Raw genomic sequence first — 23,954 nt, 5'->3', positions numbered from 1 at the left:
CATGGGCCTGCGTGAGAACGCTGCCGCGGCCGCTGGCCGCACTGCACCGGCCGAGGGACAGCTGGCGGAAGGCATCGCAGCGTCGACTTTCGAGGAGCCGGACCTCGGGGACCTGACGAAGGACGCTGAAGTGGTTTCCGCGGTTGTCGCCTGGTCGCGGGTGATGGGCGAGGTCCGCGCGATCGGCAAGAACCAGCGGTTCGACGGAGGGGCGGCTGGCCGCTTCAACTTCCGCGGCGTCGACCTGGCCCTGAACGCATTCGGGCCGGCATGCCGTAAGCACGGGGTGGTGGTCGCGCCGGTCGCGGTCGAGCCGCAGTACCGCGACATCAGCACCAAGGGCGGCGGGGTCAAGCGGGAATGCACCGTGCTCGTGACCTACCGCATCTTCGGCCCGGCGGGTGATCACTTCGACACCCAGGCGGCGGGGGAAGCGTCCGACACCGGCGGCCGGTCTACACCCAAGGCTCAGAGCGTGGCGCTGCGCACGCTGCTGCTGTCGGCCGGCCTGGTGCCCACCGAGGACCGTGACGCCGACGCCGTCGAGTTCGAGCGTGCACCGAGCCCCGTGCGGCCGGCCTCGGAGTACCTGGATGAGATCTGCAATCCCCACACGAGCGCGGGACGGCTGCGGCAGATCCACCACGAACTGAGCAGCACCCGGCAGCTCGGCGCTCTGGTGACGAACGAGGTGGGCGAGGAGGAGCGGATCGGCGACATGGTCGTCCGCATCGGCAAGGAGCGCGCCGGGGGTGTCCAGTGAGCTGGCACCTCGGCCGGATGGCCGCCCTCGACTTCGAGTCCTCCGATAAGGACCACGCGACCGCCCGCATCGTCACCTGCGCCCTGATCCTCATCAGCGGCGGCCTGCCCACCGACACCCGCACCTGGCTCCTCGCACCCGGCATCCCGATGGAACCGGAAGCGATCGCGGTGCACGGCATCACCGACGAGTACGCCGCCGAGCACGGCCAGCCGGCCAACCAGGGCGTCATGGAGATCGTGACGGCCCTGTCCGAGGTCGTTGCGGCCGGGGTCCCGATCGTCGGCCACAACATCGGCCGCTACGACCTGAACCTGCTGTGCGCCGAGTCCCGCCGGCACCTCGGCGGCCCGCTGACCGAGACGATCCCCGACGCCGGCGACCGGATGCGGGTCATCGACACGATGGTCCTCGACAAGCAGGCCGCCCCGTACCGGCGACGGGTGTCGGAGACGCAGGGCCCGTACCAGATGCGGACGACCGCGGAGACGTACGGGCTGGCGTGGGACGAGGCGGCTGCGCACGGCGCGGAGTACGACGCGCTGATGTCCGCCCGGGCGGCCTGGCGCATGGGCCAGATCGCCCACCTGCGCCACCAGGACCGCCCGGAGTGGGTCCGGAGGCTGCGCACACAGCGGTTCAGCTCCCTGGCGGTCGGCCTCGACGAGCTGCACACCCGGCAGGCCGCGTGGGCCCGGGAGGACGCGATCCGCTTCCAGGCGTACCTGCGAGACCCGGCGAAGGCCGGCGACAAGCACGACCCGGCCGCGGTGATCGATCCCCACTGGCCGCTGATTCCCCACCAGCAGGACGGAGACCTGTGATGCGTGTACGAGACCTCATCCGCCGATTCCGCGGCGACCAGGCCCGGTCGGCCGGGGTGATTGCTGGGCAGGCGGTGAAGATTCGCGATCTGGAGACCCGGCTGGAGTCGGCCCACGCCGCGCTCACCAAGAACATGCAGACCCGGTCCAGCGGGACGGACGACCAGATCCGGTTCCTGACGGCGGAGCTGGAGCGACGGGCCCGCCTGATCGACCAGCTGCGTGCCGGGGTCGTGGACGACGCGCAGACCCGGCAGCTGCGGTACGAGCGGGACCAGGCTGTTGCGGCGGCTCGCGGGCTGGAGCGGCGGCTCGCCGAGTTTCAGGCCGAGAACGACGGCATCTCCGCCGCGCCGGGCGCCGAGGCGGTGGCGGCGTGACGCTCACCGACCCCCAGCTCGACGACCTCATCAAGGCCATCGGTCTCAAGAAGCCGTCCGGCGGCCAGCGCAAGCCCATCGCACACGGGACCGTGAACGGTGCGAAGCAGCACCGGTGGCGCAAGGAACCGCTGTGCTACCCGTGCCGGATCGCCGAGGCCGCCGGCCAGCGCGACCGGGCAGCCGCCCGCAAGGGGGTCACGAAGTGACCGCCATGACCCCCGCGGCCGGGATGACCACCCTCCCGGCCGCGGGCACCAACACCCCGCTGGTCGTCGGGCTGGATCTTTCGCTCACGTCCACCGGGCTCGCCGGGCCCGGCTGGACCACCCGCATCCGCACCAAGGCCCGCGGCGACCACCGCCTCAACTACCTCGCCGGACAGATCGGCGACCACATCAAGCAGGCCGACCTCGTCGTCATGGAGGGCCCCTCGTACGGGCACGCGGCCCTCGCCGGCCACGAGGACATGGCCGGACTCCGTTGCCTGGTCAGGCTGTTCTGCCACCGCCGCGGCATCCCCTACGGCGTGATCGCCCCGACGTCGCTCAAGCTGTACGCCACCGGCTACGGCCGTGCGGCCAAGGGCGAGGTGCGGTCGGCGGTCGCCGACCGGTACGGCGTGCACACCGAGGGCGCCGCCCGCTACGACGAGGCCGACGCCTACGTCGCGATGGCCGCGGGCATGGACTGGCTCGGCTACCAGCTGGCTCCGGTCCCGGACCGGTGCGCGGCCGCGCTGGCCAAGGTGCAGTGGCCCCCGCAGATGCCGGCGGTGGCCCGATGAACGTTCGCGCCGACATTGCCGAACTGCTCCGCGCCGGCCTGTCCGACCGGGCCATCGCCAAGCAGCTGCACACCGACTCGAAGGGCGTCGCGGTCGCCCGCCGGACGCTCGGCATCCCCCGAGTCCGGTCCGGAATCCGCCCGAGCGACAGCCCCGAGGAGCTGTTCCTGAGCCGCACCCGCCGGGTGAAGGGCGGCCACATGAAGTGGCTCGGCGGACTCAACGGCTGCGGCCTGCCCGCTTTCCGCCACGGCGGCCGCCTGTTCACCGCCTACCGCGTCGCGTTCCGGATCCACAACGGTCGGGAGCCGATCGGCCGGACGGGACCCGGCTGCGGTCGGCCCCTCTGCGTCGCCCCCGCGCACATCGACGACCAGCCCGCCCGCACCGCCGCCAAGGCCCTGTACGCCCAGATCTTCGGAGGTGCCGAATGAGCGCCGTCATCGGCCGCGCCATGCCCGTACTGCCTGCCGCCGGCGAGTGGCAGCAGCACGCCACGTGCAGCCGGCAGCCGACCCTGTTCGACTCCGAGGAACCGAAGGACGTCGCTGCGGCCAAGGCACACTGCCGCCGCTGCCCCGTACAGGACATCTGCCTGCGCTCCGCACTCGCCGAGGAACGCAACGACAGCCAGTGGGCCCGATTCGGTGTCCGCGGCGGCCTCGACCCCGTCCAGCGGGCCCAGCTCGCCGGAGTCACCCCGGCCACGGACACCCTCGAAAACCCGGACACACTGCGGGCCGCCGACGAACTGCTGCACGCCGGCGAACTGTCGGACGCCGCCATCGGACGGCAGCTCGGCGTCCGCAAGCAGACCATCCGCGACAGGCGCATCACGTTGGGCATCCCGCCGCTCGCCGAGCGCGTCGCGGCCGCCCGGACGGTCCGCCGACTCCTGAGCGAGTACGCCGTGCCCGCCGAGGACGGCCACGTGCTGTGGAACCGTCCCGGGTTCCGGCCGGAGATCGACGGCCGCCAGTACTCGGGCCCGCAGCTGGCGTTCGTCGCCGAGCACGGGCGGGCCCCGGAGGGCAAGGTGCAGGCCGTGTGCGGCCGGGCCGGGTGCATTGCCGGCGGGCACCTCACGGACCGGTCCCTGCGCGAAGCGCGGGTGGCGGCGTGACGGGCGTCCGGCCGTGCGAGGTTCCGGCGGCGCACGACGGGCCGGTCCGCCTGTACCTGGGCGGCTGGCGGTGCACCACCCACGCCCCGCAGCCCCGCACCGTGCACGCCGAGGTCGCTCCGGCCGTCCGCACGCCCGTGCAGCACCGCCCGGCCCGCCGGACGCCCGAGCCGCCGCGCCGCGTGACCGCCGCCCTGTTCATCGACATGGGCCGCCAGCTCTCCAACGGCACCTGGGCCAGCAAGCCGCGCGCCCGCTACGAGTGCCTGGCCTGCGGCCACGAGTCCGACACCGTCGTCGGCGCCCTGGCCGTCACGGCCCTCATCAGCCACATCCGCACCACCCACCGGGCCACATGCCCCGGATTCACCACCACCGAAGGAGCACACGCCGCATGAGCACCCCGATCCGCATCCACACCGACGCCGACGTCAAGCTCGACAGCAAGGTCCTCACGGACGTCGGCGAGGCCCTGGAGCCCTACGCCGCCGACATGTTCAAGCTGCGCACCGGCCGCTGGCTCGGCGTCGTGGAGTTCGTCCACGCCGAGCGCACCCAGCCCGGCCCGGAGGAGGACAAGAACCCGTCCGTGAAGATCCGGGTTGCGGACCTGGAGATCGCCCCGGACGCCATCTTCGAGAACGAACTCCGGCAGATCATGCGCGACCTGCACCAGCGGCGCACCGCCGAAGGCACGCTCGACGAGCACGCGGCCTGATGAGCCGGTCCGGCAGCGAGGGCGGCGCCGACTCCCGCTGCCCTCGTTGTCGGACCCCGGTGCACCGCCAGTGGGTCGGCATCGTTGCCGCCCTCTACGTGGTCGCCGACCTCACCCCACTCACCCCGGCCGAACAGACCGCGGTCCGGGAGCCGAACCGGCTGATCTGGTGCCTCCGCTCCACCCCGCACACAACCCGGCGCCTCACCTGGGCCGGACGCGACCACCCCGCCGGCTGCCCGCACCCGCACGTCACCGAACACCGCTGCCCGCCCGCCGAACCCACCACGCTCTTCTGAGGAGACCGCACGTGGACAACGTCCGCCGAATCCCGCACCAGCAGGCGGACCACGACGGCCTCAACCGGCGCGTCCCCTACGACCCGGACGCCGAGAACCTCGTGGCCGGCGTCATCATGCACAACGCCGACGCCTTCAACGCCTGCGCCCAGATCATGAAGCGGGACGACCTGTACCTGCGGCACACCCAACTCATCTGGGACGTCGTCGCCGGCATGGTCGCCGAGGGAAAGCAGCTCCACCCTGTCCTCGTCAAGAACGAGATCCAGCGGCTCGACCGGCTGGGCGAGGTCAATGGCGGGCTCCTCATCGACCGCCTCGGCTGCGACGTCATCTCCGGCCTCATGGCCCCCTCGTTCGCCGAGGAGATCCACAACAAGGCTCGGCTGCGCCGCCACCTCGAACACGCCACCGCCATCGAGGCCGCCATCCTCACCGGCGCCGCCGACCCCGACGAACTCGACAAGCTCGCCACCCGGCACGCCGAGGCGCAGGCCGCGCCCGAAGGCGCCTCCGCCCGGCTCACGGACAGCCTGCTGAACTGGGCCGAGTTCTTCGCCACCGACTACGGCAGCGTCGAGCTCCTCCTCGGCGGACTCCTCGCCCCCGGCCAGCAGATCGCCGTCGTCGGCGAAGGCAAGGCCGGCAAGTCCCTGTTCGTGCAGGAGTGGCTGTGGCGGATGGCCAGCGGCCTCCCGTTCCTCGGCGACCGCGCCCACGACCCCGTCTCGGTGCTGTACGTCGACGCCGAGAACGGGCAGAAGGAAATCCAGCAGCGCCTCGTCTCGTACGGCGCCGGGCCCGGCCGGATGGGCCTGTTCTCCTACGCCTCGTTCCCGCCGATCCGGCCCCTCGACACCGCCGCCGGCGGCCAGGACCTCCTCGCGCTCGTCCGCGAATGCGAGGCCCAAGTCGTCTGCCTCGACACCGTCTCCCGGTTCATCAGCGGCCCCGAGAACGACGCCGACACCTGGCTCGCCCTCTACCGCCACACCCTGCTCCCGCTGAAGAGCGCCGACATCGCGTCCGTGCGCATCGACCACATGGGCAAGGACGGCGAGCGCGGCGCCCGCGGCTCCTCCGCCAAGACCCAGGACGTCGACCACGTGTGGGAACTCCGGTCCCAGGGCGGCGGCTCCCTCACCCTCAAGCGCACCCACACCCGCACCGGCATCGGCCCGGATTCCTTCGCGATCGTGCGGCACGCCCGCCGCAACGGCGACGACTACGCCCCCGGCGGCACCCGCCACGTCCTCATGACCTGGGACACCGAAGATGCCCCCGCGGCGCCCGGAACCGACGCGGACATCATGGCCCGTCTCAAGGCCCACGGGGTGCCGATGGACGCCGGAAACCGCGTCGTCCGGGACGCCCTCGCCGAGCTGAAGATCCCGGCTGGGAGCGGCCGGATCGCCGAAATCGTCCGCGCCCGAAAAGCGTCAATCGCCCGTTCCTCAGAAGCGTTCCCCGACCCCGTTCCAGACCCCGTTCCCGGAAACGTTTCCCGGAACGGGTCAAGTAACGGTAAAGCCCCAGCTCAAACGTTTCCCGGAACGGTCGCGGAAACGTCTGGAACACCCCCCGTTCCCCCCGCTTCCCACTCGAAGAGTGGGAACGGGGAGGGAACGCCCGGAACAAGCACCCCCAACACCCCCCTCTGCACCGTCTGCAACACCCCCCTCCACGGCTACCGACTCGACCGCGGATACACCACCTGCCTCCCCTGTGACCCCGACACCGGCAGCCACCCCAACACCGCCGCATAGGAGCACCCATGCACCGCGACACCCGATTCCTGATCTCCCGCAAACCCTTCGCCATCGACCTCACCACCGTCACCGCAGAACGAACCCACCGACACGGCGCCTACTGGCTCTCCGGCACCTGCCAAGCCGCCTGGTTCCGACGCAAAAACGGCACCACCTACGCCTGCCTCGGAACCCTCCAGCTCTGGGCCCACCGACTTGGGGAAGAGCCCGACATCTCCAGCCCCGAGGCCATCCTCAGCAACAACCTCGACAGCCGATACGGCGGCGACCCACACGGCCGCTGGGACGGCGAGCACTACTGGGGCTCCCAGAAGCCCTTCGAGCAGGCCCTACACCTCACGTTCCTCGAACCGATGCTCGCGAACTACCCGGCCATCCCCGAAGACCACGACGGCTGGTGGACCTTCCACAACCCCATGCGATGACCGCCGGCCCGCTACCCGGTTCCCCGATCCTCGCGCGCACCGTCAGGAGACCCCGCATGCAGCCCACGCCCGGCACCGTCTACCTCACCCCGCACGGCGAGCACGTCCTCGTCGCCGGCACCACCCCGTCGCACGTCGCTGCGATCCCCGTGGAGCCGCCGTTCTTCTCCACGCCGAGCGTCTCCGTGGGCGGCCTGTCGGACCTGCGCGTCGCCGCAACGTGGGGCGGCGGCGTGGCCATTCCGATCTCCCGCAGCGTGTTCGCCGCGTACCGGCCCGTCGGCATCGCCCGCCCGGCCGCCCGGTGAACGCCACCGTCCGCGAGATCCGCCACGAGGTCCGCATCGACCTCACCGACACCCCGCCGCTCACCAGCCTCACCGGCAGCCGCCGACGCCCCTGCGGCATCCGCCTCACCTACGCCATCCGAGCAGACATCGCCCGCGTCGACATCGCAGTCGAGTGGGAGGACACGGCCGAAGCGTGGCCACCCACCGCCGAGATGCCGGCCTGGCTGGACGCCCTCATCGAGGAACACCGGCCGCGGGACGTCGACGAACCCGACGCCTACCGACCGGCCGGACTCGGCGGACGAGCCATCCAGCCCCGCCCCACTACCTAACCCGCCCGGAGCCCCCATGCCCCACTACTTCGTCCCCGCCGCCGGCGGCCGCTGCCGCTGCGGCCACCCCGCCGAGGACACCCGCCACCCCCACCCCTTCATGAGCCGCCCCGACAGCCCCTGGTGCCGCTGCGGCCGCGCACGCCGCGACCTCGTCCACCGCCACACCCCGACGCCCACGCTGCCCGCCACCGCCTACGCCCCCGACACCCCGCTGACCCTGCGCGAGGTCGAACTGATGCGGGAGGTCGCCTCCGGGCACGACAGCCACGCCATCGCAGCCCGCCTGGACATCGAGCCGGACACGCTCCGTTCCCACCTGCGGAACATCGCCACCAAATTCGGCGTGAACGGCGCTGCCTCGCGGCCCCGGCTCATCGCCCTGTGCCTGAAAGCAGAGGTCATCACCCCCGCCGACATCCAGCCCGACCCGCCCCGCCGGCCGCACACCACCACCTGAAGGAGACCGCCGTGTCCCTGCCGTTCAGCCTCGCCGACCTCAACAACGACACCAGCCCGTACCCGTCGCTGATCACCGTGTACTGCGACCTCTGCGGCCAGGCCGTCACCGCCGACTACATCGTCACCCCGGGCATGACCTCCGCCGAGCGCCTCGGCGTCGCCCGCGCGCACCTCAACACCGAAGGCCAGTGGGACTGCGGCGCCGCCGGCGACCTCTGCCCCGCCTGCAAGGGCGACGAGCCCGGCATGTGCCCCGCCTGCGACACGGCCGCGATTGAGCGGTGCGGCGTGTGCGGGTCCTGCCGCTGCGACCGGCACGACAGCTGCGCCCCGACCGCCAACTGATCTGCCACACCCGCAAGGAGCCGAACATGCCCACCCGCCGCTTCACCCTCGACGAGCTCGCCGCCCTCGGCGTGCCGCCCGACAGCCCCGACGACATCCAGTACGACCCCGACCTCCTCGCCGACGAGTACGTCGCCACGCTGAAGTACACCGCCCAGCGCCGCTGCATCTTCCTCAGCGGCACCACCGCCTACGCCGTCGAGTACGAGGCCCCGATCGACACCGGGGACTACGAGGTCGGCGACGGCGGACCCCCGAACCACGGCTGGTACGGCGACACGGTCGAGGCCGTAGAGGTCGAGCAGCGGCCCGTGACGGTCATGCAGTGGCTGCCCGTGCCCGACCCGACCACCTGAACCCGCCCGCTCGGTCGCCGCGCGGGCAGTGCGCGGCGACCGGCACCACCAGCATCCACCCCGAAGGAGCCACCGATGTACCCCAGCCTCTTCACCACCCCCGGCGTCGCCCGCTTCGCCGAGGAGATCGACGCCGAACGACAGCAGCAGCTCGCGAAGTTCGGCGACCAGCGACACCCCGACGGCACCGGCACGGGGATCCTCCGCCACCTGGCCAACCGCCACCGCGAGCTCGCCGAAGAACACGCGGGCGCCCCGACCTTCACGTGGAGGATGGTGCTTCAGGAGGAGGTCTACGAGGCCCTCGCCGAGTCTGACCCCGCCCGTCTGCGCGCCGAGCTGGTGCAGGTCGCCGCCGTGTGCGCCGCGTGGGTCAGCGACATCGACCGCCGGCCGCCGGCCAGCGCGCATGTGCAGCCGCTCCACGGCTGCCCGGCCAAGCACCCGTCCCTGGGACGCATCTGCTCCCTGGCACACGGCCACGAAGGCGCGCACCACGGCGAAGGCACGGACGGGCGCAGCGGAGTCTGGGAAGGGCCCGCCTCGTGAGCGGCCCCTCGTCGGTCCCGGCTGGGGAGTGCCCCGGCCGGCCCGGCATCACCTGGGAGGCCGTCCTCGCCCGCGCCGAGCACCTCGTCGACGACGACCAGCCCGACCCGCCACCCCCGAACCGCGCCACCCGCCGAGCCCTCGCCCGAGCAGCACGCAGGAGGAACCGATGAACAACCACCCGACGTACGAGTACACCGACCCCCACGGCGACCCCATCCGCCTCCACGCCGTCCCCGCGGCCGAGGGCGGGCCCGCCGTCGAGATCGTCACCCCGAAGGACCCGCCGCACATCCCCGCCGACCGCGTTGAGGAACTCGTCGCCGGACTCCGCGACACCGTCCGCCAGGCCGGCCACACGCCCACCCCCGTCACCGTGCCGACCTGCGGGACCCCCTGCCCCGAGCCCGGCCACCACCACACCTGCCAGCGCAGCCCCCGCCACCTTGACGTCCACCGCGACGTCAAGCAGAAGGGCGACGAGACCTGCCGGTGGGACACCCCGAAGACGCGGACCGTCGCCGAGGCCCTCGACATCGTCCGCCGCTGGTACGTCGACGTGAACGACGGCGCCGGCTGGGACGCAGACGATCTCGTCCGCGACCTGGCCGACGCCGGCTATCCGCTGCCCGACGACGATGGGGCGGACCCGCGGTGACCGGCCTCCTCCTGGCCGTGGCGGTCGTGGCTGGCTACCTCGCCGGCCGCGCCCGCCCCGCCCGCCGAGCCTCCGACTGGGCGCGCTGGCAGACCCGGCCGACCGGCCTCCGGTACGCGGCCGTGTGGACGATCTTCTCCGCCGAGGACCTCGTCTGGCTCGCTACACACCCTGGGCGCGCCCGGCAGGCCTGGCGGGCCCGCCACGACCCGCCGCCCCCGCTGTCCCCGCCCGTACGACTCGCCCCCTGGCCACACGAACCCGAGGAGCCCACACCGTGACCACGCCCCGCCGCTTCTACCTCCACCGCACCACCGACATCACCGGCGTCTCCGGCACCGGCCGCGTCGCCGACGGCATCCTCTGGCCCGACGGCACCGCCTCCGTCCGCTGGCTCGGCGAGCACCCGAGCATCGTGTTCTGGGACCGCGGGCAGGCCAGCGTCGACCACGTCCACGGCCACGGCGGCGCCACCCAGATCGTGTGGACCGACCTCGACCTGCCTACCGCGGACTACGCCTCCGCCTGGACCGAACTCACCGGCTACGTGCAGGAGGCCGTAGACGACGGCGGCACCATCACCCCGGCCGACCTCCTCGCGTACATGACCGAGCTGCGGGGGAAGGCCCTGGCCGAGGTCCGCGAGTGGACGCGCCGGATGGCCGCCGGGGGCGAGGGGTAGCCGTGTCCGTCCTCGCGATCGTGCTCGCCGCGGCCGGCGCCTGGTGCCTCATCTCGGTCCCCTTCGCGCTCCTCGTCGGCCGCGGCATCCGGCACGGCGAGCAGCAGCACCGCCGCGCCCGACACGCCGCCCACCGCCCGACCTGGGCCCGACACGACAGGAACCGACGATGACGCCCGCCGACAAACTCCGCGCCGCCGCCACCCTCCTCCGCGACCACCTCGCCAGCGCAGCCACCGACGGACCCTGGCACGCCGTCCAGTACGACGCCCCGGACGACTTCGAGGCCGGGCTCGGCACCACGCCCGACGAGCCCGACATCGCCGGACACGGCTACGAGGGCGGCGGGTTCGTCCGGCTGTGCGACGCGCAGTACGCCGCCGCCATGCACCCCGGCGTTGGAACCGCGCTCGCCGAACTCTTCGATGCCGCAGCCGACCTTGCCACCGCGTACCCCGTCCTGGCCCACGACCACTACCGGCCCGCCTGCGACGACTACACCTGCGACCTCATGTGCCGCGTTGCCGCCGCTGCTCGCGCGGTCCTCGGCGCCGGCCCGACCAACGGAGACACCCGATGACCACCGCCCTCACCGTCTTGCTCTGGCTCGCCGCAGCCTGGCTCGCCCTCAGCATCACCGCCGGCGGATACGCCCTCTACCGCGCATGGACGGACCGCTGATGAGCGCCGCCGACCGCCGACGCGCGCTCGCCCGCGATGGCGTCCTCACCGGCCTCAAAACCAGCCGCTGGCGCCTCCCGTACCTGGTACGCCACGCCATCGCCGACGCCGTCCTCGCCGCCATCGCACCCGAGCTGGAGCACTGCACCCACTCACGCGCGGTGCACGACGAGCACCACACCGAGACCGCCGCCGGCTGCCCCTGGTGCGCCGACCCCGCCACCCCCGCGACCGTTCCCACCGGAGGTCTGACATGACCAACTGCCCCACCTGCGAACATCCGCAGCATGCCCCCGGCGACGAGTGCGAGCACGTTGTCACGCACGGCACGAGCCGACTGCACCGCTGCCTGTGCCTCGCCCGGCCGGGCGCCGAACGGCCCTGCCCGCCGCTGATGTCCTGCCAAGGCGGCCCCTTCGGGTACGCGGACCTGTGGAACCTCCAGCACGGGCAGAGCATCAAGGCCGCCGACGGCCGGACGATCACCCCCGACATCCTCACCGCCCCGGCATCGTCCCGCCGGCGCACGGCAGACACGATCACCGATGACGAACTCGACGCCCTGTACGGCGAACTCCGCCTCACCCGGCACCTGGACGCCAACATCAGGCAGACCTGCACCGACGCCCTCAACCGGGCAGAGAGAGCGGAGCGCCTCGCCCAGTCAGCCGCCCGGGACACCGCGAAGGCCCTGACCGACTACCTCGCCGCCGAACAGCGCGCCGAGCAGGCCGAGGCCGCGCTCGCGGCCCTCTCCCAGCTTTTCGACGGCCTCGATCGGCTCCTCGCCACCAGCTCCCGCGATTGGGGCGCCACCCGCGAGGACGCCTGGCTGTGGGCCGTCATCTGCGGCTGGGACTGCGAGCCTGGCTGCACCGACATCGAGTGCGCCCACGACACCCTTCAGCAGATGGCCGACGCGTTCGGCTGGGACGACGCCGCGATTGCCAAGGCCCGCCGCTACCGGGCAGCGGTCCGCGCCCTGCCGGAACCGCCTCCCCTGCCCGGCCCCGAAGCGGCGACGCGGGCGCCAGAGAAGCGCGGGCGTGCCGAAGCCGTGCTGATGGAGGAGTCCGGTAGCCGGTGTGGCCTCCTCTCCGCTGGCGGCGGGCCCGTGTCCGGACAGCCCTGCCGCCGTCGCGAAGGCCACACCGGCTACCACGAGGCGTTCATCCGGACCGCGCCCGACCAGGCCTACAGCGCCACGTGGGCTTCGGAGGGCTGACCGCCACCGCCTGACCCGCCCGTACGACCCGCACGAGGAGCCCCACCGTGTCCCAGCCCTGCGCCGCCTCCACCTGCACCCACACCCTCCGCGACACCGAGACCGACACCGGGCAGCAGCTGTGCACCCCCTGCGTGCACACGATCCGCCGGTGGCTCGCCAGCATCCCCAACACCCTGGTCGTCCTCGCCGCCTCCACCCACCGCGAGACCACCGGCAGCCCGGTGCGCTCCGGCACCCGAACCCCCGACGGCCCCGGCCGCGGCGACACCCTCAACATCCTCGGCCCCTGGGCCGCCGGCACCGTCCACGACCCCCACGGCGACCAGACCGGCCACCCGCCCATCGCCGCCACCCTCTACGGCTGGGTGCAGCTGCTGTCCGAGGAGCAGCGCTACCTGAACCCGCCGGCCACCGTGTCCGAGACGGCCCTCGCCGCGTGGCTCGACCGGCACCTCGAACGCGCCGCACGCCAGCCCTGGGCTGGGGAGATGCACGCCGAGCTGCGCGAGATGATGGGCCGTGTCTGGCACATCACCTCCACCCGGCCGATCACCCGCGCGGTCACCCGGCCGTGCCCGCGGTGCGACGGCCTGACCCTGACCCGCACGGACGGTGACCTGTACGTCCGCTGCAGCGAGTGCGAGACCAGCTGGACCGAGGCCGAGCTGGCCGCCGACGCCGGCCGCCGAGCAGCGGCAGCGGCCTGAGGCGAGTGTCAGACCGGGCCCGTACGGTGGCAGCACATCATCAGACGATCGCTGGCTGCGGGTGCTGGCGACTCGGCCCCACCCGCCACTCGGGTGGGGCCTTCCGGCTCCTTGGCCTAGACCCAGTTCCGGCCAGATGGATGATCAGACAGAGCGCGCACGCCGCCTAGTGTTCAACACGTCGGCTGGTCAGGCGGCCGACCTGGAGGCGGCCCTCCCACACTCCCCCTGAGAGGGTCGCCGATCGCCAGCCCCGCTTCCCGCTGGGACCCGAGCAGGGTCGGGCTGGCGCGTGGCGACGCCCTTGGTCAGCGGCGCCACGCCACGGGTCCAGGGTGGCGTCTTGGGGGGCGACACCCTGGATCCGTCATCTCCCTGCGTACGGCGGCCAGCTCTACGACGGTGGAGACCCCCACACGTCCCGGCCGCCGCGACGCCATTCGACCAGTGGGTCCTCGCTGGCGAGTAGCTCCTCGGCGTCCTCGATCCCGATGCGGCGCAGGAACTCGGCCACGTCGGCCAGCCGGTACGCGGTGCCGAGGATGGTGTCCTCGCCGTGCACGTGCGCGACAACCCGCCGGCCGCCGGTCGGAGCGGGCGGGTGCACGACGATCCGGGCGCGGTCCACGATCCCAGCGTCCGCCGGGAAGGGCTCGGACGCATCCGGACGTCACCCAGCCTGGGCTTTGCGGCACTCCTGATTCATGATCCGGGTCAGATCCGACAGGCGCACGGCGATCGATGGCGGCATCGTCGTCACCCTCGTGTCCGTGTTCCACCAGTTCCCGGACCCGGTGCTGCTCGTCCTACCGCTTCCGTCGGACACCAGCGCTGCCAGCTCGTCGGTCACGATCTGAAGATCGGTCCAGGCGTTCGACAGCCGATCCCATCGGGGAGCCTTCCGCGCCGCGAGGGCCGCCGCCTCGACCTGCGGGTCGATCGCCTTTGCGAGGCTGGCCCAGTCAGTCTCGGTGATGTCCTTCGAGCTGGAGGACCCGGACTTCGACGCCTGCCAATCACGACCCCACCCCTTGCACGCAGCGCGGGCATCCGCGAGCCCAGGCTCCGCGGAGGAGCCGAAGCAGCCTCCCGCGCCGGATATCGCCAGGACGACGCCAAGCGCGCGCAGAGCCAACCGCATGTCCCACCCCCAGAGGTTCGATCGAGTGCCCGAGCGTAGCGCGATGCCCCCGGACCGCGGACGGTCGGGGGCATCGGCGTGTACGGCTACTCGTCGGCCGGCGGCTGGAGATCTGTGCGCTGCCCTTGTCGGCTCTTCCGGGTAGCGAAGTACGGCCGGGCCAGCCTGTAGTCCACCGCCCGGGACCTGCCGACAGGCACCGTGGGCGGGAAGTCCGGGTCGTCCTGGGACAGCTTCGAGATCCGCTGGTGGCTGATGCTCGGCACGACGCCGTCCGCCACCAGGCGCCGCGCCAACTCCCTGAACGACACCATGTCTGGCCCTCCTCCGGGCTCGGTCATGGGCACCATCTTCCCTGACCTCATTGCCATATGGCAACGAAGTCGCTACGTTGAGTTCAGCAACACAGAACGGCCCCGGTCGGTGTGTGGAAGCCCGGCCGGGGCCAGCCATCCACCTGCCAGAACAGGGGACAGCCATGCACGAGCGTACCTACGCCAGCCAGCCGGACGAACACCTCCGCCGCGCCACCCACCACGAGCAGACCGCCGACACCACGAGCACGCTCCTCCTCGTCGCCGCCGGCATCCTCACCGCCAGCCGCCCCCAGGACCGCATGGTCGACATCGTCCGCCGCTACTACGCGCAGCGCCTCGGCACCGAACACGGCGGCATCGACAGCGCCCTCGCCGAAACCACCACGGCCGCCCTGCTGGACGCGATGCCCCGCCCGTACGCCGACGAGACACGGGGCGAATACGCCCTCCGGCTCCGCAAGACCGCCGAGGCCGTCCGATGACCCACGCCGTCTTCAACGCCGCTGGCCGCGCGCTCATCCAATTTGACGACGACACCACCGTGTGCGGCAGCCTCGAACTCGCCGAGCAGGCCCTCGCCACGACGTACCGGCGCACCGCTGGGACCTACGTGGACGTGCTCTGCGTCGAGCACGACGACGAGCCCAAGGGCAGCTGCTCCGGGTGCGAGGCAAAGGCGTCATGCCCGGCCTGCGCCGACGGCCGTCCCTGCACCGACGTATCGCACTGACCCACCCCTCGACCGGGCCGGGCCCGCGCTGACCACCCGCGCAGGCCCGGCCCCCACCACCCCGGAGCACCCGTGCCCAACCGCCTCATCTGGCGCGCCGCCCTCGGCCTCATCGGCATCGCCGCCGCCAGCATCACCGGCTGGTCCCTCTACGTCGTCGCCCACGACATCTACAACGTCCCCAACCTGCTCGCCCTCGGCGTCGCCCTCGTCTTCGACGGCACCGCCATCGCCGCCCTCTACCTCGCCGGACAGGCCGTCGCCGAGAACCGCTCCGCCCTCGGCCCCCACCTCGCCACCCTCGGCATGGCCGGCGTCTCCATCTACCTCAACCGGCTCCACGCCACCCACATCGACGGCGGCCTCGGCGCCACCCTCCTGTTCGCCACCCCCACCGTCGCACTGCTCCTCATCACCGGCCTCGCCTGGTCCGGGCACCGGGCCCGCCACCGCGCCGCCACCGGCAACGTCCCCGTGACCCTGCCCCGGTACGGCGTGTGGGGCTGGCTCCTCGCCGGAGACGACGCCTGGAACGCCACGAAGCGCCGCGCCATCGAGCACGTCACCGGCAACGCATCACCTGAGACGCCGCAGCCGCATCGCCCGGCGCGCACCGCATCACAGGTGCTGCGCGAGCAGTTCGCCACCATGGATCCGGCCGACGTCATCCGTGTCGCGCACTCGGCCAAGCCCACCGCGCCGCCCGCCGACCTCGCGGCCGAGCTGGTCTCGTACGGCGTGCACGTCTCCCCGGTGCAGGTCGCCCTGGTGCTGGGCGCCACACCGTCCCGCATCACCCTGGAACGCGATGATGCGCCTGATGCGCCGCAGGTCAGCACGCCCGCGCGCCTCACGAAGAGCGACGCGATCCTCGACGCCGCATCAGCCCTCGGCCCGGATGCGAAAGCGGCCGCCGTCGTGGAGCGCGTGAAGCGCGACACCGGCCTCACCGTCGATGCGCCCTACGTCCGCACCGTCCTGTCCCGGAAGAAGAACGCGCCCGGCGTCGGCCAGGGCGGGGAGGGCTACAACTGATGGCCGAGGTTCCCATCACCCGCCTGATCCCGCCCGGCGCCCCGCTCCCGGAGAGGCCGCCCGAGCCCGACGAGCTGCCCCCATGGCGGCAGGCGCCCCCGCCGCCGGTTCCTCCCGCCCCGCCCGGGCCGCCGGCCTGGCACCAGGTGCCCGGCCCCCCACCCGGACCGATCGAGGTCCACGTCACCCTGCTGCCGCTCCCCACCCCGCCCGACCCCACCCGGTGGGAACGGCTCCGGGCCTGGCTCGGGCAATGGGGGAGCCCGTGGCAGGCCGCCGCCGCCCTCGCGCTCGCCGTCGTCCCGATCCCCTGGACCGGACACTCCGCAGCCAGCACCTGGGCGTGGATGGTCGCCGAGGCCCGCGCCGAGTGGGGGCCGCAGCAGGCATACGCCCTCGCCGGTGTGCCCTTCGCCCTGGTCCTGATCCGGATCTCCCGCCACGGCGGCAGCGTTCGCCGGCTGTTCGTCCTGGCCGTCGCCATCGGCGGCCTCGCCGGAGCGGCCGACCCGTTCGACATCGTCACGATCATCACAGGAGTACACCGGTGACCATCGGCCTGTCCCTCGCCGGCGTCGCCGTCGGCATCATCATCCTCATCGCCAACCTCCGCCCCTGGTGGAACGGCGGCCGCGACCCGAAGGCATTGCTGCCCTTCGTCTCCGGGTGGACCCTGGGCGCGCTCGCCACCGTGTGCACCGGCGGCGCCCTCGGCTGGGGCGCCCACGGCATCGCCGGCCTCATCTCCCGCGCCGGGAACACCGCCACCGAAGCCGTCGCAGGCACCAGTGCTGCACCCGTCGAAACGGCCCGCGCCGGCACCCTCACCGGCCCCGGCGGCGTCGCCGTTGTCGTCTACCTCGCCTACGTCGTACTCCTGTACCGGTCCTCCGGCCAGCAGGACAGCCGCCGCATCCTCGGCGGCGTCGCCACCGGCGCCATCCTCGGACTCCTCCCCGGCATCGCCGCCATGCTCGGCTGGCTGCCCGGCACCGCCAACGGGCTCGGCACCTGGGCGTACGGCCTGGTCCGCGGCGAGGTGTCCCTGTGACCCGGGGGCAGGCGGCCGCGGCCCGGCTCTGGGCGGGCGCGGAAGCCGCGGCGCGGCACACCTCGCAGGCCCTGACCGCATGGGTCGCCGCCGGCCGCCGGCACGACCTCGACGGCTGGACCGCCGCCCTCGGATGCTGGCTCCGCACCGCCCTCCTCGCAGGCGCCGCGGGGTTGCTGTGGCAGGCGGTCGACCGCTGGACGTGGCTGATGTGGCCGACGGTCGCCGCCGCCGCGGCCGCCGCGTGGCGCGCCGGAGACCCCCACCGAGCCCCCGCCGACACCCCCACGGAGGACCCCGCCGAGACCCCGGCCGCACCCGTCGACGCTGCCACCCTCGCGGCCGCCGTACGGACCCTCGCCGCCGGCGGGCAGGGCGCGCACATCGCCGCCCTCGCAGCACACCTCACCAAGACCACCGGCCAGCCGGTCACCCCGGCCGCCGTCCGGGCCTCCTGCAAGGCCGCCGGGATCCCCGTCACGCCGTCCGTCCGGCAGCCCGGCCGGCGGGTGTCCACCGGGGTGGCCGTCACCGACCTCCCCCAGCCCCTCCCGAACCCCTCCCCCGACCCGGCCGAAGCTGTAGTTGTCGCAGGTCAGGACACGACTACAGGGGGAACTACAGCTACAGCTACGCCCGCGGAGCCACAGGTCGAGGAGCACGGCGGCGGAGCGCTCCGCATCGTCAAAGACCCGGCCGAGATGCGGCATTACCGGGTCGGCGCCGGCCCGGCCGCGGGAGGATGACGGCGTGATGAGCGAGTACGACGGCCCGGCCGTGCTGCACATGCCCCACGACGACGGCGTCGACACCCACACCGTCCGCGTCGCCCTCCGCATCGGCCCGCACAAGGACGAGTGGCACGGCACCGTCTACCCGACCGGCCCCGTCGGGCTCACGTACGAGCCTGTCGAGCTACACCTCCCCAACCGGCCGCCGGTGTCCGCGCTCCTGATGGAGGGTGGCGGGCTGGAGATCTACGGATCCGGCCCCCCACCCTGGGTCGAGTGAATTCGGCCACACCCGAGGGGTGTTGTCCCGGCCATGCCCGGCGTAGCGTCAGCACCAGCCCTCGGAGGCCGGGCGGCAGCTCCCTTCGGTTCACGCCGCCCCACGAGCCCCGTCGCACCACCCCGCGACGGGGCTCACTCCTGCCTCAGCTCCGCCATTCCGGTCACACTCCGGCGCCCACCACGCCACCATGTCGTGATGCGCACACACGCGACCACCACCGCCCTCGCGGCAGCAACCCTGCTCACCCTCACGGCCTGCGGATCAGGCGAACCGGCCGACGGCGTCGAAGCCACGATCATGTGCGAGAAGTTCGTGAAGCAGCGCCTCAAGTCGCCCGGGTCCGCGAACTTCTCCGGCGCGTCCGACACCTCCGTCACCGCTATCAGCAGCAGCGCCCCCTGGAAGTACCAGGTCATGGGTCACGTTGACAGCGACAACAGCTTCGGAGCCAGCATCCGCAACACCTACGACTGCACGGCTTCCACCCCCGACGGCGAGACCTGGACACTCGACAACCTGTCTCTGTCCGGCAACTGAGCCAGCCAGACTCGCACTCGCTGGACACCGCTGATCTTTCTATGCAGAATCAAATGCAGCGCCACACGTGCGCCCAAAACCAGCCCTCACCACACGGTGAGGGCTTTCGTGTTTCCGGGGGTGGGCATGCGCGAGGCAGGCGGCGAACTCTGGTTCACCATCCGCGAGGCCGCTCTGTTCCTCGGCCGCAGCCCCAAGACGCTGTACAGCTGGCGCGACCGCGGCATCCTCGGCGAGGCCGCGCACGACGAGCGCGGACGAGCGATCTACAGCCAGCGCCAACTCGCAGCCGCTGAGCGGCAGGTGCGGGAGCGGGCGCAGCGGATCCTCGGCCGGGCCGCCTGAACCTGCGTCACAGACCGGTCACAGCGCCCACACAGCCAGTGCCGACCGGCCAGCATGACCGGATGCGCACACACCACATCGCAGCCGCCCTCACCGCGGCCGCCGCACTCGCCCTCACCTCCTGCACCGGCACCGAGGTCAAGACCACCCCGGACAAGCCGGCCGCCAGCAAGGAAGCCGCCGCCAAGCCGGCCGACAACGCACCGAAGGACACGCCGAAGAAGCAGACCGCGGCGATCGGCGACACCCTCACCCTCAAGGGCCAGTCAGACGGCGAGGAGATCGCCGTCACCATCAAGCAGTGGGTGGACCCGGCCAAGTCCAAGGAAGAGTTCATGCAGCCCAAGGACGGCAACAAGTACGTCGCCGCCCAGATCGAGCTGTCGAACACCGGCAAGGCCGCGTACAACGACTCGCCGTCGAACGGCGCGAAGGTCGCCGACCAAGCCGGCCAGCAGTTCACCGCCGCCCTCACCATGGGCATCACCGCCGGCCCCGAACTTCCGGCCAGCACGACAATCGCACCCGGCGACAAGGCCCTCGGCTACATCGTGTTCGAGGTCCCCAAGGCCTCGAAGATCGCGAAGCTGCACTTCGCCCTCAACTCGGGCTTCGGCCCCCAGACCGGCCAGTGGAACATCAAGTAGCCACCGCCGGCACACCCTAGGACCCGCCGCCCGGCTGGCTCCCGCGCACGAGGGCGCGCGGTAGACGCCCCGGGCGGCGGCCCCGTTCGGGAGGTGACGCCATGGCCACCGGCCGCGTCACCGACGCCGAACGCCAGCGGATCCGCGACCTCCACGCGCAGGGCCTCGGCCGCAACGCCATCGCCCGCGAGATCGGCCGGGGCACCCGCACCATCAGCCTCATCTGCGCCGACCTCGGCCTCCCCTTCGACCGGACGGCCACCGCCGTCGCTACGGAGGCCCGCATGATCGACACTCGGGCCCGCCGCGCAGCCCTCATCGAGCGGTACTACGCCCAGGCCGAGAAGATCCTCGCCCGCCTCGAACGCGACGAGCACCACATCACCGAGGTCTCCATCGGCAAGGTCGTCAAGTACACGGCCCCCGACCTGCCGACCCAGGACGTGCGGAACCTCGTCCAAGCCTCCGGGGCCGCCGCCGCCCAGGCCGCGAAGCTGGAGGCGCTGAACACGGACAACGGCGTCGCCGACGCGAAGAGCATGCTCGGCCAGCTCGCCGCCGGCCTCACCGCCGCCTACCAGGCCATGGACACCGAGGGGGCCGGTGATGCTCCGTGACGTCCCCCTGCCCCTGTCCGCCGCGCAGATCCGCTCGATCGTTGAGGCCCAGGACGCCCCGATCGCCCTGTGGTCCGGGGCCGTGTCGTCCGGCAAGACGATCGCCTCGCTGCTGGCGTTCCTGATCCGGCTGGCGGCAGCCCCCGACCAGGGGCTCGTGGTCATCGTCGGCCGCAGCCTGAACACCATCGAGCGCAACCTCCTCGACCCCCTCCAGTCCAGCCACCTGTTCGGGCCGCTCGCCGCGCACGTGCAGCACACCGCCGGATCGACCACGGCCACGATCCTCGGCCGCACCGTGCACCTCGTCGGCGCGTCGGATGCTCGCGCCGAGGGCCGGATCCGCGGCTCCACCATCGTCCTCGCCTACGTGGACGAGGCCACGCTGATTCCGCATCCGTTCTGGATGATGCTGCTGTCCCGGCTCCGGGTCGGCGACGCCTCCCGGCTCATGGCCACGACGAACCCCGACGGTCCGTTCCACTGGTTGAGGCGGGACTTCATCCTGAGCCGGGCCGACATCGGCCTGCGGCACTGGCACTTCACCATCGACGACAACCCGTCGCTGGCCCCGGCCATGGTGGCCCGCCTGAAAGCGCAGTACACGGGGCTCTGGTACAGAAGGTTCATCCTCGGCGAGTGGTGCCTCGCCTCCGGCTCGGTGTACGACATGTTCGACGCGCAGCAGCACGTCGTCGACGACATGCCGGTCATGCACCGCTGGACCGCGGTCGGCATCGACTACGGCACCACGAACCCGTTCGCCGCAGTCCTCATCGGGCTCGGCGCCGACAACCGGCTGTACGCCGCCTCCGAGTACCGGCACGACAGCGCCCGCGCGCTGCGGCAGCTCACCGACGCGCAGTACTCCCGCGCGGTGCAGGACTGGCTGGCGAACGTCCGGCCCCCGGGCCAGCCCGGGACGCGGGGCGCCGTCCCGGAGTGGATTTTCGTGGACCCGTCGGCGGCGTCCTTCATGACGCAGATGTGGACGGACAACGTGCCCGGCATCGCGCCGGCCGCGAACGCCGTCCTCGACGGGATCCGGTCGGTCGGTACCGCCCTCGGTGGCGGCGTCCTCCGGATCCACCGGTCCTGCGAGGGGCTCCTCGCGGAACTCCCGGGCTACGCCTGGGACGAACGGGCCGCCGAGCGGGGCGAGGACAGACCGCTGAAGACGGCGGACCACTCGGTGGATGCCCTCCGGTACGCCCTCCACTCCACCGCCCACGAGTGGCGCCACCTGCTGCGCCCGTCCCGTGAGGAGGTGGCCGCGTGAGCAAGCCGACCGCCGAGCAGGCCCTCGCCAACGCCGCCCGCCTCCTGGAAGCCGCCGAGATGGAACTGACCAACCAGCCCCTGATGGAACGGTACGAGGAACTGGCCTCCACGTGGGTCCGCATGGCGGAGCTGCTGACGGAACGGGAGCGCGTCTGATGGCCACGTTCCCCCGTATGCCGATCTACCTCCGCGCCGGCGACGGACCCGAGGCAGAGATCGGGTACATCGCCGCCTTCCTCCGTGCTGCCGCGGACGCCTACGAGAACCCGCCGGCCGAGGAGGTGCCCGATGCCCCTGCCTGAGAAGGGCGCGCCGTGGCCGCCGATCGACCCGGCGATCCGCTCCGACATCGCCGACTGGGCCGCCTGGTGGTCCGCGTCCCCGGACCGGCTCGCCTACCGGTACACCCGGGAGGGGTCCGGCCGGAACCGGCACGGGACCCCGGAGAACCGGCCCAGCCAGTACCGCGGCGGGATCGTCGGCACCGTCGCCAGGTGGTTCTGGGGCGAGCCGACCCCCTTCGGCGAGAAGCGCACCAACCTGCACATGCCGCTCGCCCGGGATATCGCCCGTACCTCCGCCGACCTGCTGTACTCCGAGCCGCCCCGCCTGATCGCCGAGAACCCGCAGACGCAGGAGCGCCTGGAACGCCTCATGGCCGAGGGCCTGCGCCGCACGCTCCTCGCCCGCGCGGAGGCATCCGCAGCGCTCGGCGGCGGCTACCTGCGGATCGTGTGGGACAAGGCGATCAGCCCAGAGCCGTGGATCTCCACGATCCGGGCCGACGGTGCGGCACCCACGTTCGTCCACGAACGGCTGCGCGGAGCCACCTTCTGGACGGTGCTCGGCGTCGACGGCCAGACGGTCATTCGGCATCTGGAGCGGCACGAGCCCGGCGTGATCCTGCACGGTGTGTACGAGGGCACCGAGGACAACCTCGGCCGACCCGTCGACCTCACCGCGTTCGAGCAGACCCGCGGGTTCCTGCCCGTGCAGCCCCTTCCCCGCAGCATGGAGCAGCGCCTCGCCTGCGCCTACATCCCGAACACCACCACCGCCCCGGACTGGCACGACCTCCCAGGCTCGGCCGGCCTCGGCGTCTCCGACTACCAGGGCAGCGAGACCCTCCTCAGCGCCATCGACGAGACGTACACGTCGTGGATGCGGGACGTCCGGCTCGCCCGGTCGCGGATCATCGTGCCGTCCGGCTACCTCCAGTCGCAGGGCGCCGGCCGCGGTGTCGCGTGGGAGGACCGCGAGGTCTACGCGGAGATGAACATCCCCCCGACCGGCGACAAGAGCATCACGATCAACCAGTTCGCGATCCGGCACGCCGAGCACCAGGCCACGATCGCCGACCTGTTCGGTCGCGTCGTCCGCAACGCGGGCTACAGCAGCGGCACGTTCGGCGACGACTCCGGCGGGCCGGCCGTCACCGCGACCGAGATCAAGGCCAGCACCGCCCGGTCGATGGCCACCCGGGCTCGGAAGTCCGAGGTCGAGGGCGTCTACGTCCCGGAGCTGGTGGAGACGCTCCTCATGCTGGAGTCGTCCGACCTGTTCCCGGGGGCCGGCGTCGAGGTTGAGCGGCCGGAGATGTTGTTCGCCGACTCGGTGCAGGACGACGTGAAGTACCTTGCCGAGTCTGCGGCTCTGCTCCGCCAGGGCGAGGCCGCCAGCACGGAAGCGCTGGTGGCGCTCGTCAACCCCGACCGCGATGCAGACTGGCAGGCCGCCGAGGTCGAGCGGATCCTCCGCGAGTCCGGCCGCAGCGTCGCTGACCCGGCGCTCACCGGCAGCGAGGGCAACGGCGGGCCCGGCTTCCCGGCCGCGGGCGGAGGCCCGTTCGGCGAGTAGGGGG

The 23,954-nt window shown here is 72.4% G+C and carries 44 protein-coding genes; 41 read left to right on the top strand and 3 right to left on the bottom strand.

The window, feature by feature from the left end; all coding sequences use genetic code 11:
* Window position 1: 1 nt before the first annotated feature.
* From LG634_RS24875 to LG634_RS24750, 26 genes are all read left to right on the top strand, one after another.
* On the top strand, window positions 2-763 hold the full coding sequence (locus LG634_RS24875) for an ERF family protein (RefSeq protein WP_226736455.1): 762 nt from the start codon (window positions 2-4) through the stop codon (window positions 761-763).
* Window positions 760-1,587: an exonuclease domain-containing protein gene (locus tag LG634_RS24870; RefSeq protein WP_226736453.1), complete on the top strand. Its 828-nt coding sequence runs from the start codon at window positions 760-762 to the stop codon at window positions 1,585-1,587. Before LG634_RS24875 ends, LG634_RS24870 begins: the two co-directional genes overlap by 4 nt.
* Entirely contained in the window at window positions 1,587-1,967 is a 381-nt protein-coding gene (locus tag LG634_RS24865; RefSeq protein WP_226736451.1) for a hypothetical protein, read from the top strand. The genes LG634_RS24870 and LG634_RS24865 overlap by 1 nt, the downstream gene beginning before the upstream one ends.
* A complete protein-coding gene (locus LG634_RS24860; RefSeq protein ID WP_226736449.1) occupies window positions 1,964-2,176 on the top strand; it encodes a hypothetical protein in 213 nt (70 codons plus the stop codon). The genes LG634_RS24865 and LG634_RS24860 overlap by 4 nt, the downstream gene beginning before the upstream one ends.
* A 5-nt stretch (window positions 2,177-2,181) precedes the next feature.
* Window positions 2,182-2,754 carry a RuvC family protein gene (locus LG634_RS24855; RefSeq protein WP_226736511.1) on the top strand — a complete coding sequence of 191 codons (573 nt, stop codon included), beginning with the start codon at window positions 2,182-2,184 and terminating at the stop codon, window positions 2,752-2,754.
* Window positions 2,751-3,188, top strand: a complete 438-nt coding sequence (locus tag LG634_RS24850; RefSeq protein WP_226736447.1) for a hypothetical protein — start codon at window positions 2,751-2,753, stop codon at window positions 3,186-3,188. Before LG634_RS24855 ends, LG634_RS24850 begins: the two co-directional genes overlap by 4 nt.
* Entirely contained in the window at window positions 3,185-3,877 is a 693-nt protein-coding gene (locus tag LG634_RS24845; RefSeq protein WP_226736445.1) for a WhiB family transcriptional regulator, read from the top strand. The genes LG634_RS24850 and LG634_RS24845 overlap by 4 nt, the downstream gene beginning before the upstream one ends.
* Complete coding sequence (locus tag LG634_RS24840) at window positions 3,874-4,275, top strand: hypothetical protein (RefSeq protein ID WP_226736443.1); 402 nt, start codon at window positions 3,874-3,876, stop codon at window positions 4,273-4,275. Before LG634_RS24845 ends, LG634_RS24840 begins: the two co-directional genes overlap by 4 nt.
* Entirely contained in the window at window positions 4,272-4,595 is a 324-nt protein-coding gene (locus tag LG634_RS24835) for a hypothetical protein (protein ID WP_226736441.1), read from the top strand. The genes LG634_RS24840 and LG634_RS24835 overlap by 4 nt, the downstream gene beginning before the upstream one ends.
* Window positions 4,595-4,894, top strand: coding sequence for a hypothetical protein (locus tag LG634_RS24830; protein ID WP_226736439.1), 300 nt, complete (start codon window positions 4,595-4,597; stop codon window positions 4,892-4,894). The genes LG634_RS24835 and LG634_RS24830 overlap by 1 nt, the downstream gene beginning before the upstream one ends.
* 11 nt (window positions 4,895-4,905) lie before the next feature.
* On the top strand, window positions 4,906-6,660 hold the full coding sequence (locus LG634_RS24825; RefSeq protein ID WP_226736437.1) for an AAA family ATPase: 1,755 nt from the start codon (window positions 4,906-4,908) through the stop codon (window positions 6,658-6,660).
* Window positions 6,661-6,668: 8 nt separating this feature from the next.
* A complete protein-coding gene (locus LG634_RS24820) occupies window positions 6,669-7,088 on the top strand; it encodes a hypothetical protein (RefSeq protein ID WP_226736435.1) in 420 nt (139 codons plus the stop codon).
* Between the two features lie 56 nt (window positions 7,089-7,144).
* Complete coding sequence (locus LG634_RS24815; protein ID WP_226736433.1) at window positions 7,145-7,396, top strand: hypothetical protein; 252 nt, start codon at window positions 7,145-7,147, stop codon at window positions 7,394-7,396.
* Window positions 7,393-7,710 carry a hypothetical protein gene (locus LG634_RS24810; protein WP_226736430.1) on the top strand — a complete coding sequence of 106 codons (318 nt, stop codon included), beginning with the start codon at window positions 7,393-7,395 and terminating at the stop codon, window positions 7,708-7,710. Before LG634_RS24815 ends, LG634_RS24810 begins: the two co-directional genes overlap by 4 nt.
* 16 nt (window positions 7,711-7,726) lie before the next feature.
* Complete coding sequence (locus tag LG634_RS24805) at window positions 7,727-8,170, top strand: helix-turn-helix domain-containing protein (RefSeq protein WP_226736428.1); 444 nt, start codon at window positions 7,727-7,729, stop codon at window positions 8,168-8,170.
* Window positions 8,171-8,181: 11 nt separating this feature from the next.
* Entirely contained in the window at window positions 8,182-8,517 is a 336-nt protein-coding gene (locus LG634_RS24800) for a hypothetical protein (RefSeq protein WP_226736426.1), read from the top strand.
* Between the two features lie 26 nt (window positions 8,518-8,543).
* Window positions 8,544-8,873: a hypothetical protein gene (locus LG634_RS24795; RefSeq protein ID WP_226736424.1), complete on the top strand. Its 330-nt coding sequence runs from the start codon at window positions 8,544-8,546 to the stop codon at window positions 8,871-8,873.
* Window positions 8,874-8,948: 75 nt separating this feature from the next.
* Window positions 8,949-9,422, top strand: a complete 474-nt coding sequence (locus LG634_RS24790) for a hypothetical protein (protein WP_226736422.1) — start codon at window positions 8,949-8,951, stop codon at window positions 9,420-9,422.
* Window positions 9,423-9,591: 169 nt separating this feature from the next.
* On the top strand, window positions 9,592-10,080 hold the full coding sequence (locus LG634_RS24785) for a hypothetical protein (RefSeq protein ID WP_226736420.1): 489 nt from the start codon (window positions 9,592-9,594) through the stop codon (window positions 10,078-10,080).
* On the top strand, window positions 10,077-10,361 hold the full coding sequence (locus LG634_RS24780; RefSeq protein ID WP_226736419.1) for a hypothetical protein: 285 nt from the start codon (window positions 10,077-10,079) through the stop codon (window positions 10,359-10,361). The genes LG634_RS24785 and LG634_RS24780 overlap by 4 nt, the downstream gene beginning before the upstream one ends.
* On the top strand, window positions 10,358-10,762 hold the full coding sequence (locus LG634_RS24775; RefSeq protein ID WP_226736417.1) for a hypothetical protein: 405 nt from the start codon (window positions 10,358-10,360) through the stop codon (window positions 10,760-10,762). Before LG634_RS24780 ends, LG634_RS24775 begins: the two co-directional genes overlap by 4 nt.
* A 2-nt stretch (window positions 10,763-10,764) precedes the next feature.
* Entirely contained in the window at window positions 10,765-10,935 is a 171-nt protein-coding gene (locus LG634_RS24770; protein WP_226736416.1) for a hypothetical protein, read from the top strand.
* Window positions 10,932-11,342 (top strand): hypothetical protein, encoded by a 411-nt coding sequence (locus LG634_RS24765; RefSeq protein ID WP_226736414.1) that lies wholly within the window; start codon window positions 10,932-10,934, stop codon window positions 11,340-11,342. Before LG634_RS24770 ends, LG634_RS24765 begins: the two co-directional genes overlap by 4 nt.
* 85 nt (window positions 11,343-11,427) lie before the next feature.
* Window positions 11,428-11,700, top strand: coding sequence for a hypothetical protein (locus LG634_RS24760; protein WP_226736412.1), 273 nt, complete (start codon window positions 11,428-11,430; stop codon window positions 11,698-11,700).
* Complete coding sequence (locus tag LG634_RS24755; protein WP_226736410.1) at window positions 11,697-12,668, top strand: hypothetical protein; 972 nt, start codon at window positions 11,697-11,699, stop codon at window positions 12,666-12,668. Before LG634_RS24760 ends, LG634_RS24755 begins: the two co-directional genes overlap by 4 nt.
* A gap of 47 nt (window positions 12,669-12,715) precedes the next feature.
* The gene (locus LG634_RS24750) at window positions 12,716-13,378 is read left to right on the top strand and encodes a hypothetical protein (protein WP_226736409.1); all 663 of its coding nucleotides are present in this window, start codon (window positions 12,716-12,718) and stop codon (window positions 13,376-13,378) included.
* A gap of 394 nt (window positions 13,379-13,772) precedes the next feature.
* Here LG634_RS24750 and LG634_RS24745 read toward each other — a convergent pair whose 3' ends face one another.
* The 3 genes from LG634_RS24745 to LG634_RS24735 form a co-directional block, all read right to left on the bottom strand.
* The gene (locus tag LG634_RS24745) at window positions 13,773-14,006 is read right to left on the bottom strand and encodes a hypothetical protein (protein WP_226736407.1); all 234 of its coding nucleotides are present in this window, start codon (window positions 14,004-14,006) and stop codon (window positions 13,773-13,775) included.
* Between the two features lie 42 nt (window positions 14,007-14,048).
* The gene (locus LG634_RS24740; RefSeq protein ID WP_226736405.1) at window positions 14,049-14,519 is read right to left on the bottom strand and encodes a hypothetical protein; all 471 of its coding nucleotides are present in this window, start codon (window positions 14,517-14,519) and stop codon (window positions 14,049-14,051) included.
* Window positions 14,520-14,605: 86 nt separating this feature from the next.
* Window positions 14,606-14,833 (bottom strand): hypothetical protein, encoded by a 228-nt coding sequence (locus LG634_RS24735; RefSeq protein WP_226736403.1) that lies wholly within the window; start codon window positions 14,831-14,833, stop codon window positions 14,606-14,608.
* 164 nt (window positions 14,834-14,997) lie between these two features.
* Between LG634_RS24735 and LG634_RS24730 the strand changes: the two genes are divergently transcribed.
* The 15 genes from LG634_RS24730 (at window position 14,998) to LG634_RS24665 (ending at window position 23,950) form a co-directional block, all read left to right on the top strand.
* The gene (locus LG634_RS24730) at window positions 14,998-15,318 is read left to right on the top strand and encodes a hypothetical protein (protein ID WP_226736401.1); all 321 of its coding nucleotides are present in this window, start codon (window positions 14,998-15,000) and stop codon (window positions 15,316-15,318) included.
* On the top strand, window positions 15,315-15,566 hold the full coding sequence (locus tag LG634_RS24725; protein ID WP_226736399.1) for a hypothetical protein: 252 nt from the start codon (window positions 15,315-15,317) through the stop codon (window positions 15,564-15,566). Before LG634_RS24730 ends, LG634_RS24725 begins: the two co-directional genes overlap by 4 nt.
* A 72-nt stretch (window positions 15,567-15,638) precedes the next feature.
* Window positions 15,639-16,601, top strand: a complete 963-nt coding sequence (locus tag LG634_RS24720) for a hypothetical protein (RefSeq protein ID WP_226736397.1) — start codon at window positions 15,639-15,641, stop codon at window positions 16,599-16,601.
* Window positions 16,601-17,152, top strand: a complete 552-nt coding sequence (locus tag LG634_RS24715; RefSeq protein WP_226736395.1) for a hypothetical protein — start codon at window positions 16,601-16,603, stop codon at window positions 17,150-17,152. The genes LG634_RS24720 and LG634_RS24715 overlap by 1 nt, the downstream gene beginning before the upstream one ends.
* Entirely contained in the window at window positions 17,149-17,652 is a 504-nt protein-coding gene (locus tag LG634_RS37970; protein WP_264203536.1) for a hypothetical protein, read from the top strand. Before LG634_RS24715 ends, LG634_RS37970 begins: the two co-directional genes overlap by 4 nt.
* Window positions 17,649-18,398 (top strand): hypothetical protein, encoded by a 750-nt coding sequence (locus LG634_RS24705; RefSeq protein ID WP_226736394.1) that lies wholly within the window; start codon window positions 17,649-17,651, stop codon window positions 18,396-18,398. The genes LG634_RS37970 and LG634_RS24705 overlap by 4 nt, the downstream gene beginning before the upstream one ends.
* 7 nt (window positions 18,399-18,405) lie before the next feature.
* Window positions 18,406-18,663 carry a hypothetical protein gene (locus tag LG634_RS24700; protein WP_226736392.1) on the top strand — a complete coding sequence of 86 codons (258 nt, stop codon included), beginning with the start codon at window positions 18,406-18,408 and terminating at the stop codon, window positions 18,661-18,663.
* A 198-nt stretch (window positions 18,664-18,861) separates the two neighbouring features.
* The gene (locus LG634_RS24695) at window positions 18,862-19,203 is read left to right on the top strand and encodes a hypothetical protein (RefSeq protein WP_226736390.1); all 342 of its coding nucleotides are present in this window, start codon (window positions 18,862-18,864) and stop codon (window positions 19,201-19,203) included.
* A 126-nt stretch (window positions 19,204-19,329) separates the two neighbouring features.
* A complete protein-coding gene (locus LG634_RS24690) occupies window positions 19,330-19,548 on the top strand; it encodes a helix-turn-helix domain-containing protein (protein ID WP_226736388.1) in 219 nt (72 codons plus the stop codon).
* 62 nt (window positions 19,549-19,610) lie between these two features.
* Window positions 19,611-20,195, top strand: a complete 585-nt coding sequence (locus LG634_RS24685) for a DUF4352 domain-containing protein (RefSeq protein ID WP_226736386.1) — start codon at window positions 19,611-19,613, stop codon at window positions 20,193-20,195.
* A 101-nt stretch (window positions 20,196-20,296) separates the two neighbouring features.
* Window positions 20,297-20,812 (top strand): helix-turn-helix domain-containing protein, encoded by a 516-nt coding sequence (locus LG634_RS24680; RefSeq protein WP_226736384.1) that lies wholly within the window; start codon window positions 20,297-20,299, stop codon window positions 20,810-20,812.
* Window positions 20,802-22,091, top strand: a complete 1,290-nt coding sequence (locus LG634_RS24675; RefSeq protein WP_226736382.1) for a PBSX family phage terminase large subunit — start codon at window positions 20,802-20,804, stop codon at window positions 22,089-22,091. The genes LG634_RS24680 and LG634_RS24675 overlap by 11 nt, the downstream gene beginning before the upstream one ends.
* Window positions 22,088-22,249 (top strand): hypothetical protein, encoded by a 162-nt coding sequence (locus tag LG634_RS24670; protein ID WP_226736380.1) that lies wholly within the window; start codon window positions 22,088-22,090, stop codon window positions 22,247-22,249. The genes LG634_RS24675 and LG634_RS24670 overlap by 4 nt, the downstream gene beginning before the upstream one ends.
* A 17-nt stretch (window positions 22,250-22,266) precedes the next feature.
* Window positions 22,267-22,395 carry a hypothetical protein gene (locus tag LG634_RS37965; protein ID WP_264203535.1) on the top strand — a complete coding sequence of 43 codons (129 nt, stop codon included), beginning with the start codon at window positions 22,267-22,269 and terminating at the stop codon, window positions 22,393-22,395.
* A complete protein-coding gene (locus tag LG634_RS24665; protein ID WP_226736378.1) occupies window positions 22,382-23,950 on the top strand; it encodes a capsid protein in 1,569 nt (522 codons plus the stop codon). Before LG634_RS37965 ends, LG634_RS24665 begins: the two co-directional genes overlap by 14 nt.
* The last annotated feature ends 4 nt before the right edge of the window (window positions 23,951-23,954 follow it).

The sequence above is a fragment of the Streptomyces bambusae genome (assembly GCF_020532645.1).
Lineage (GTDB): Bacteria > Actinomycetota > Actinomycetes > Streptomycetales > Streptomycetaceae > Streptomyces > Streptomyces bambusae.
This window is presented reverse-complemented; position numbering and strand designations above follow the sequence as displayed.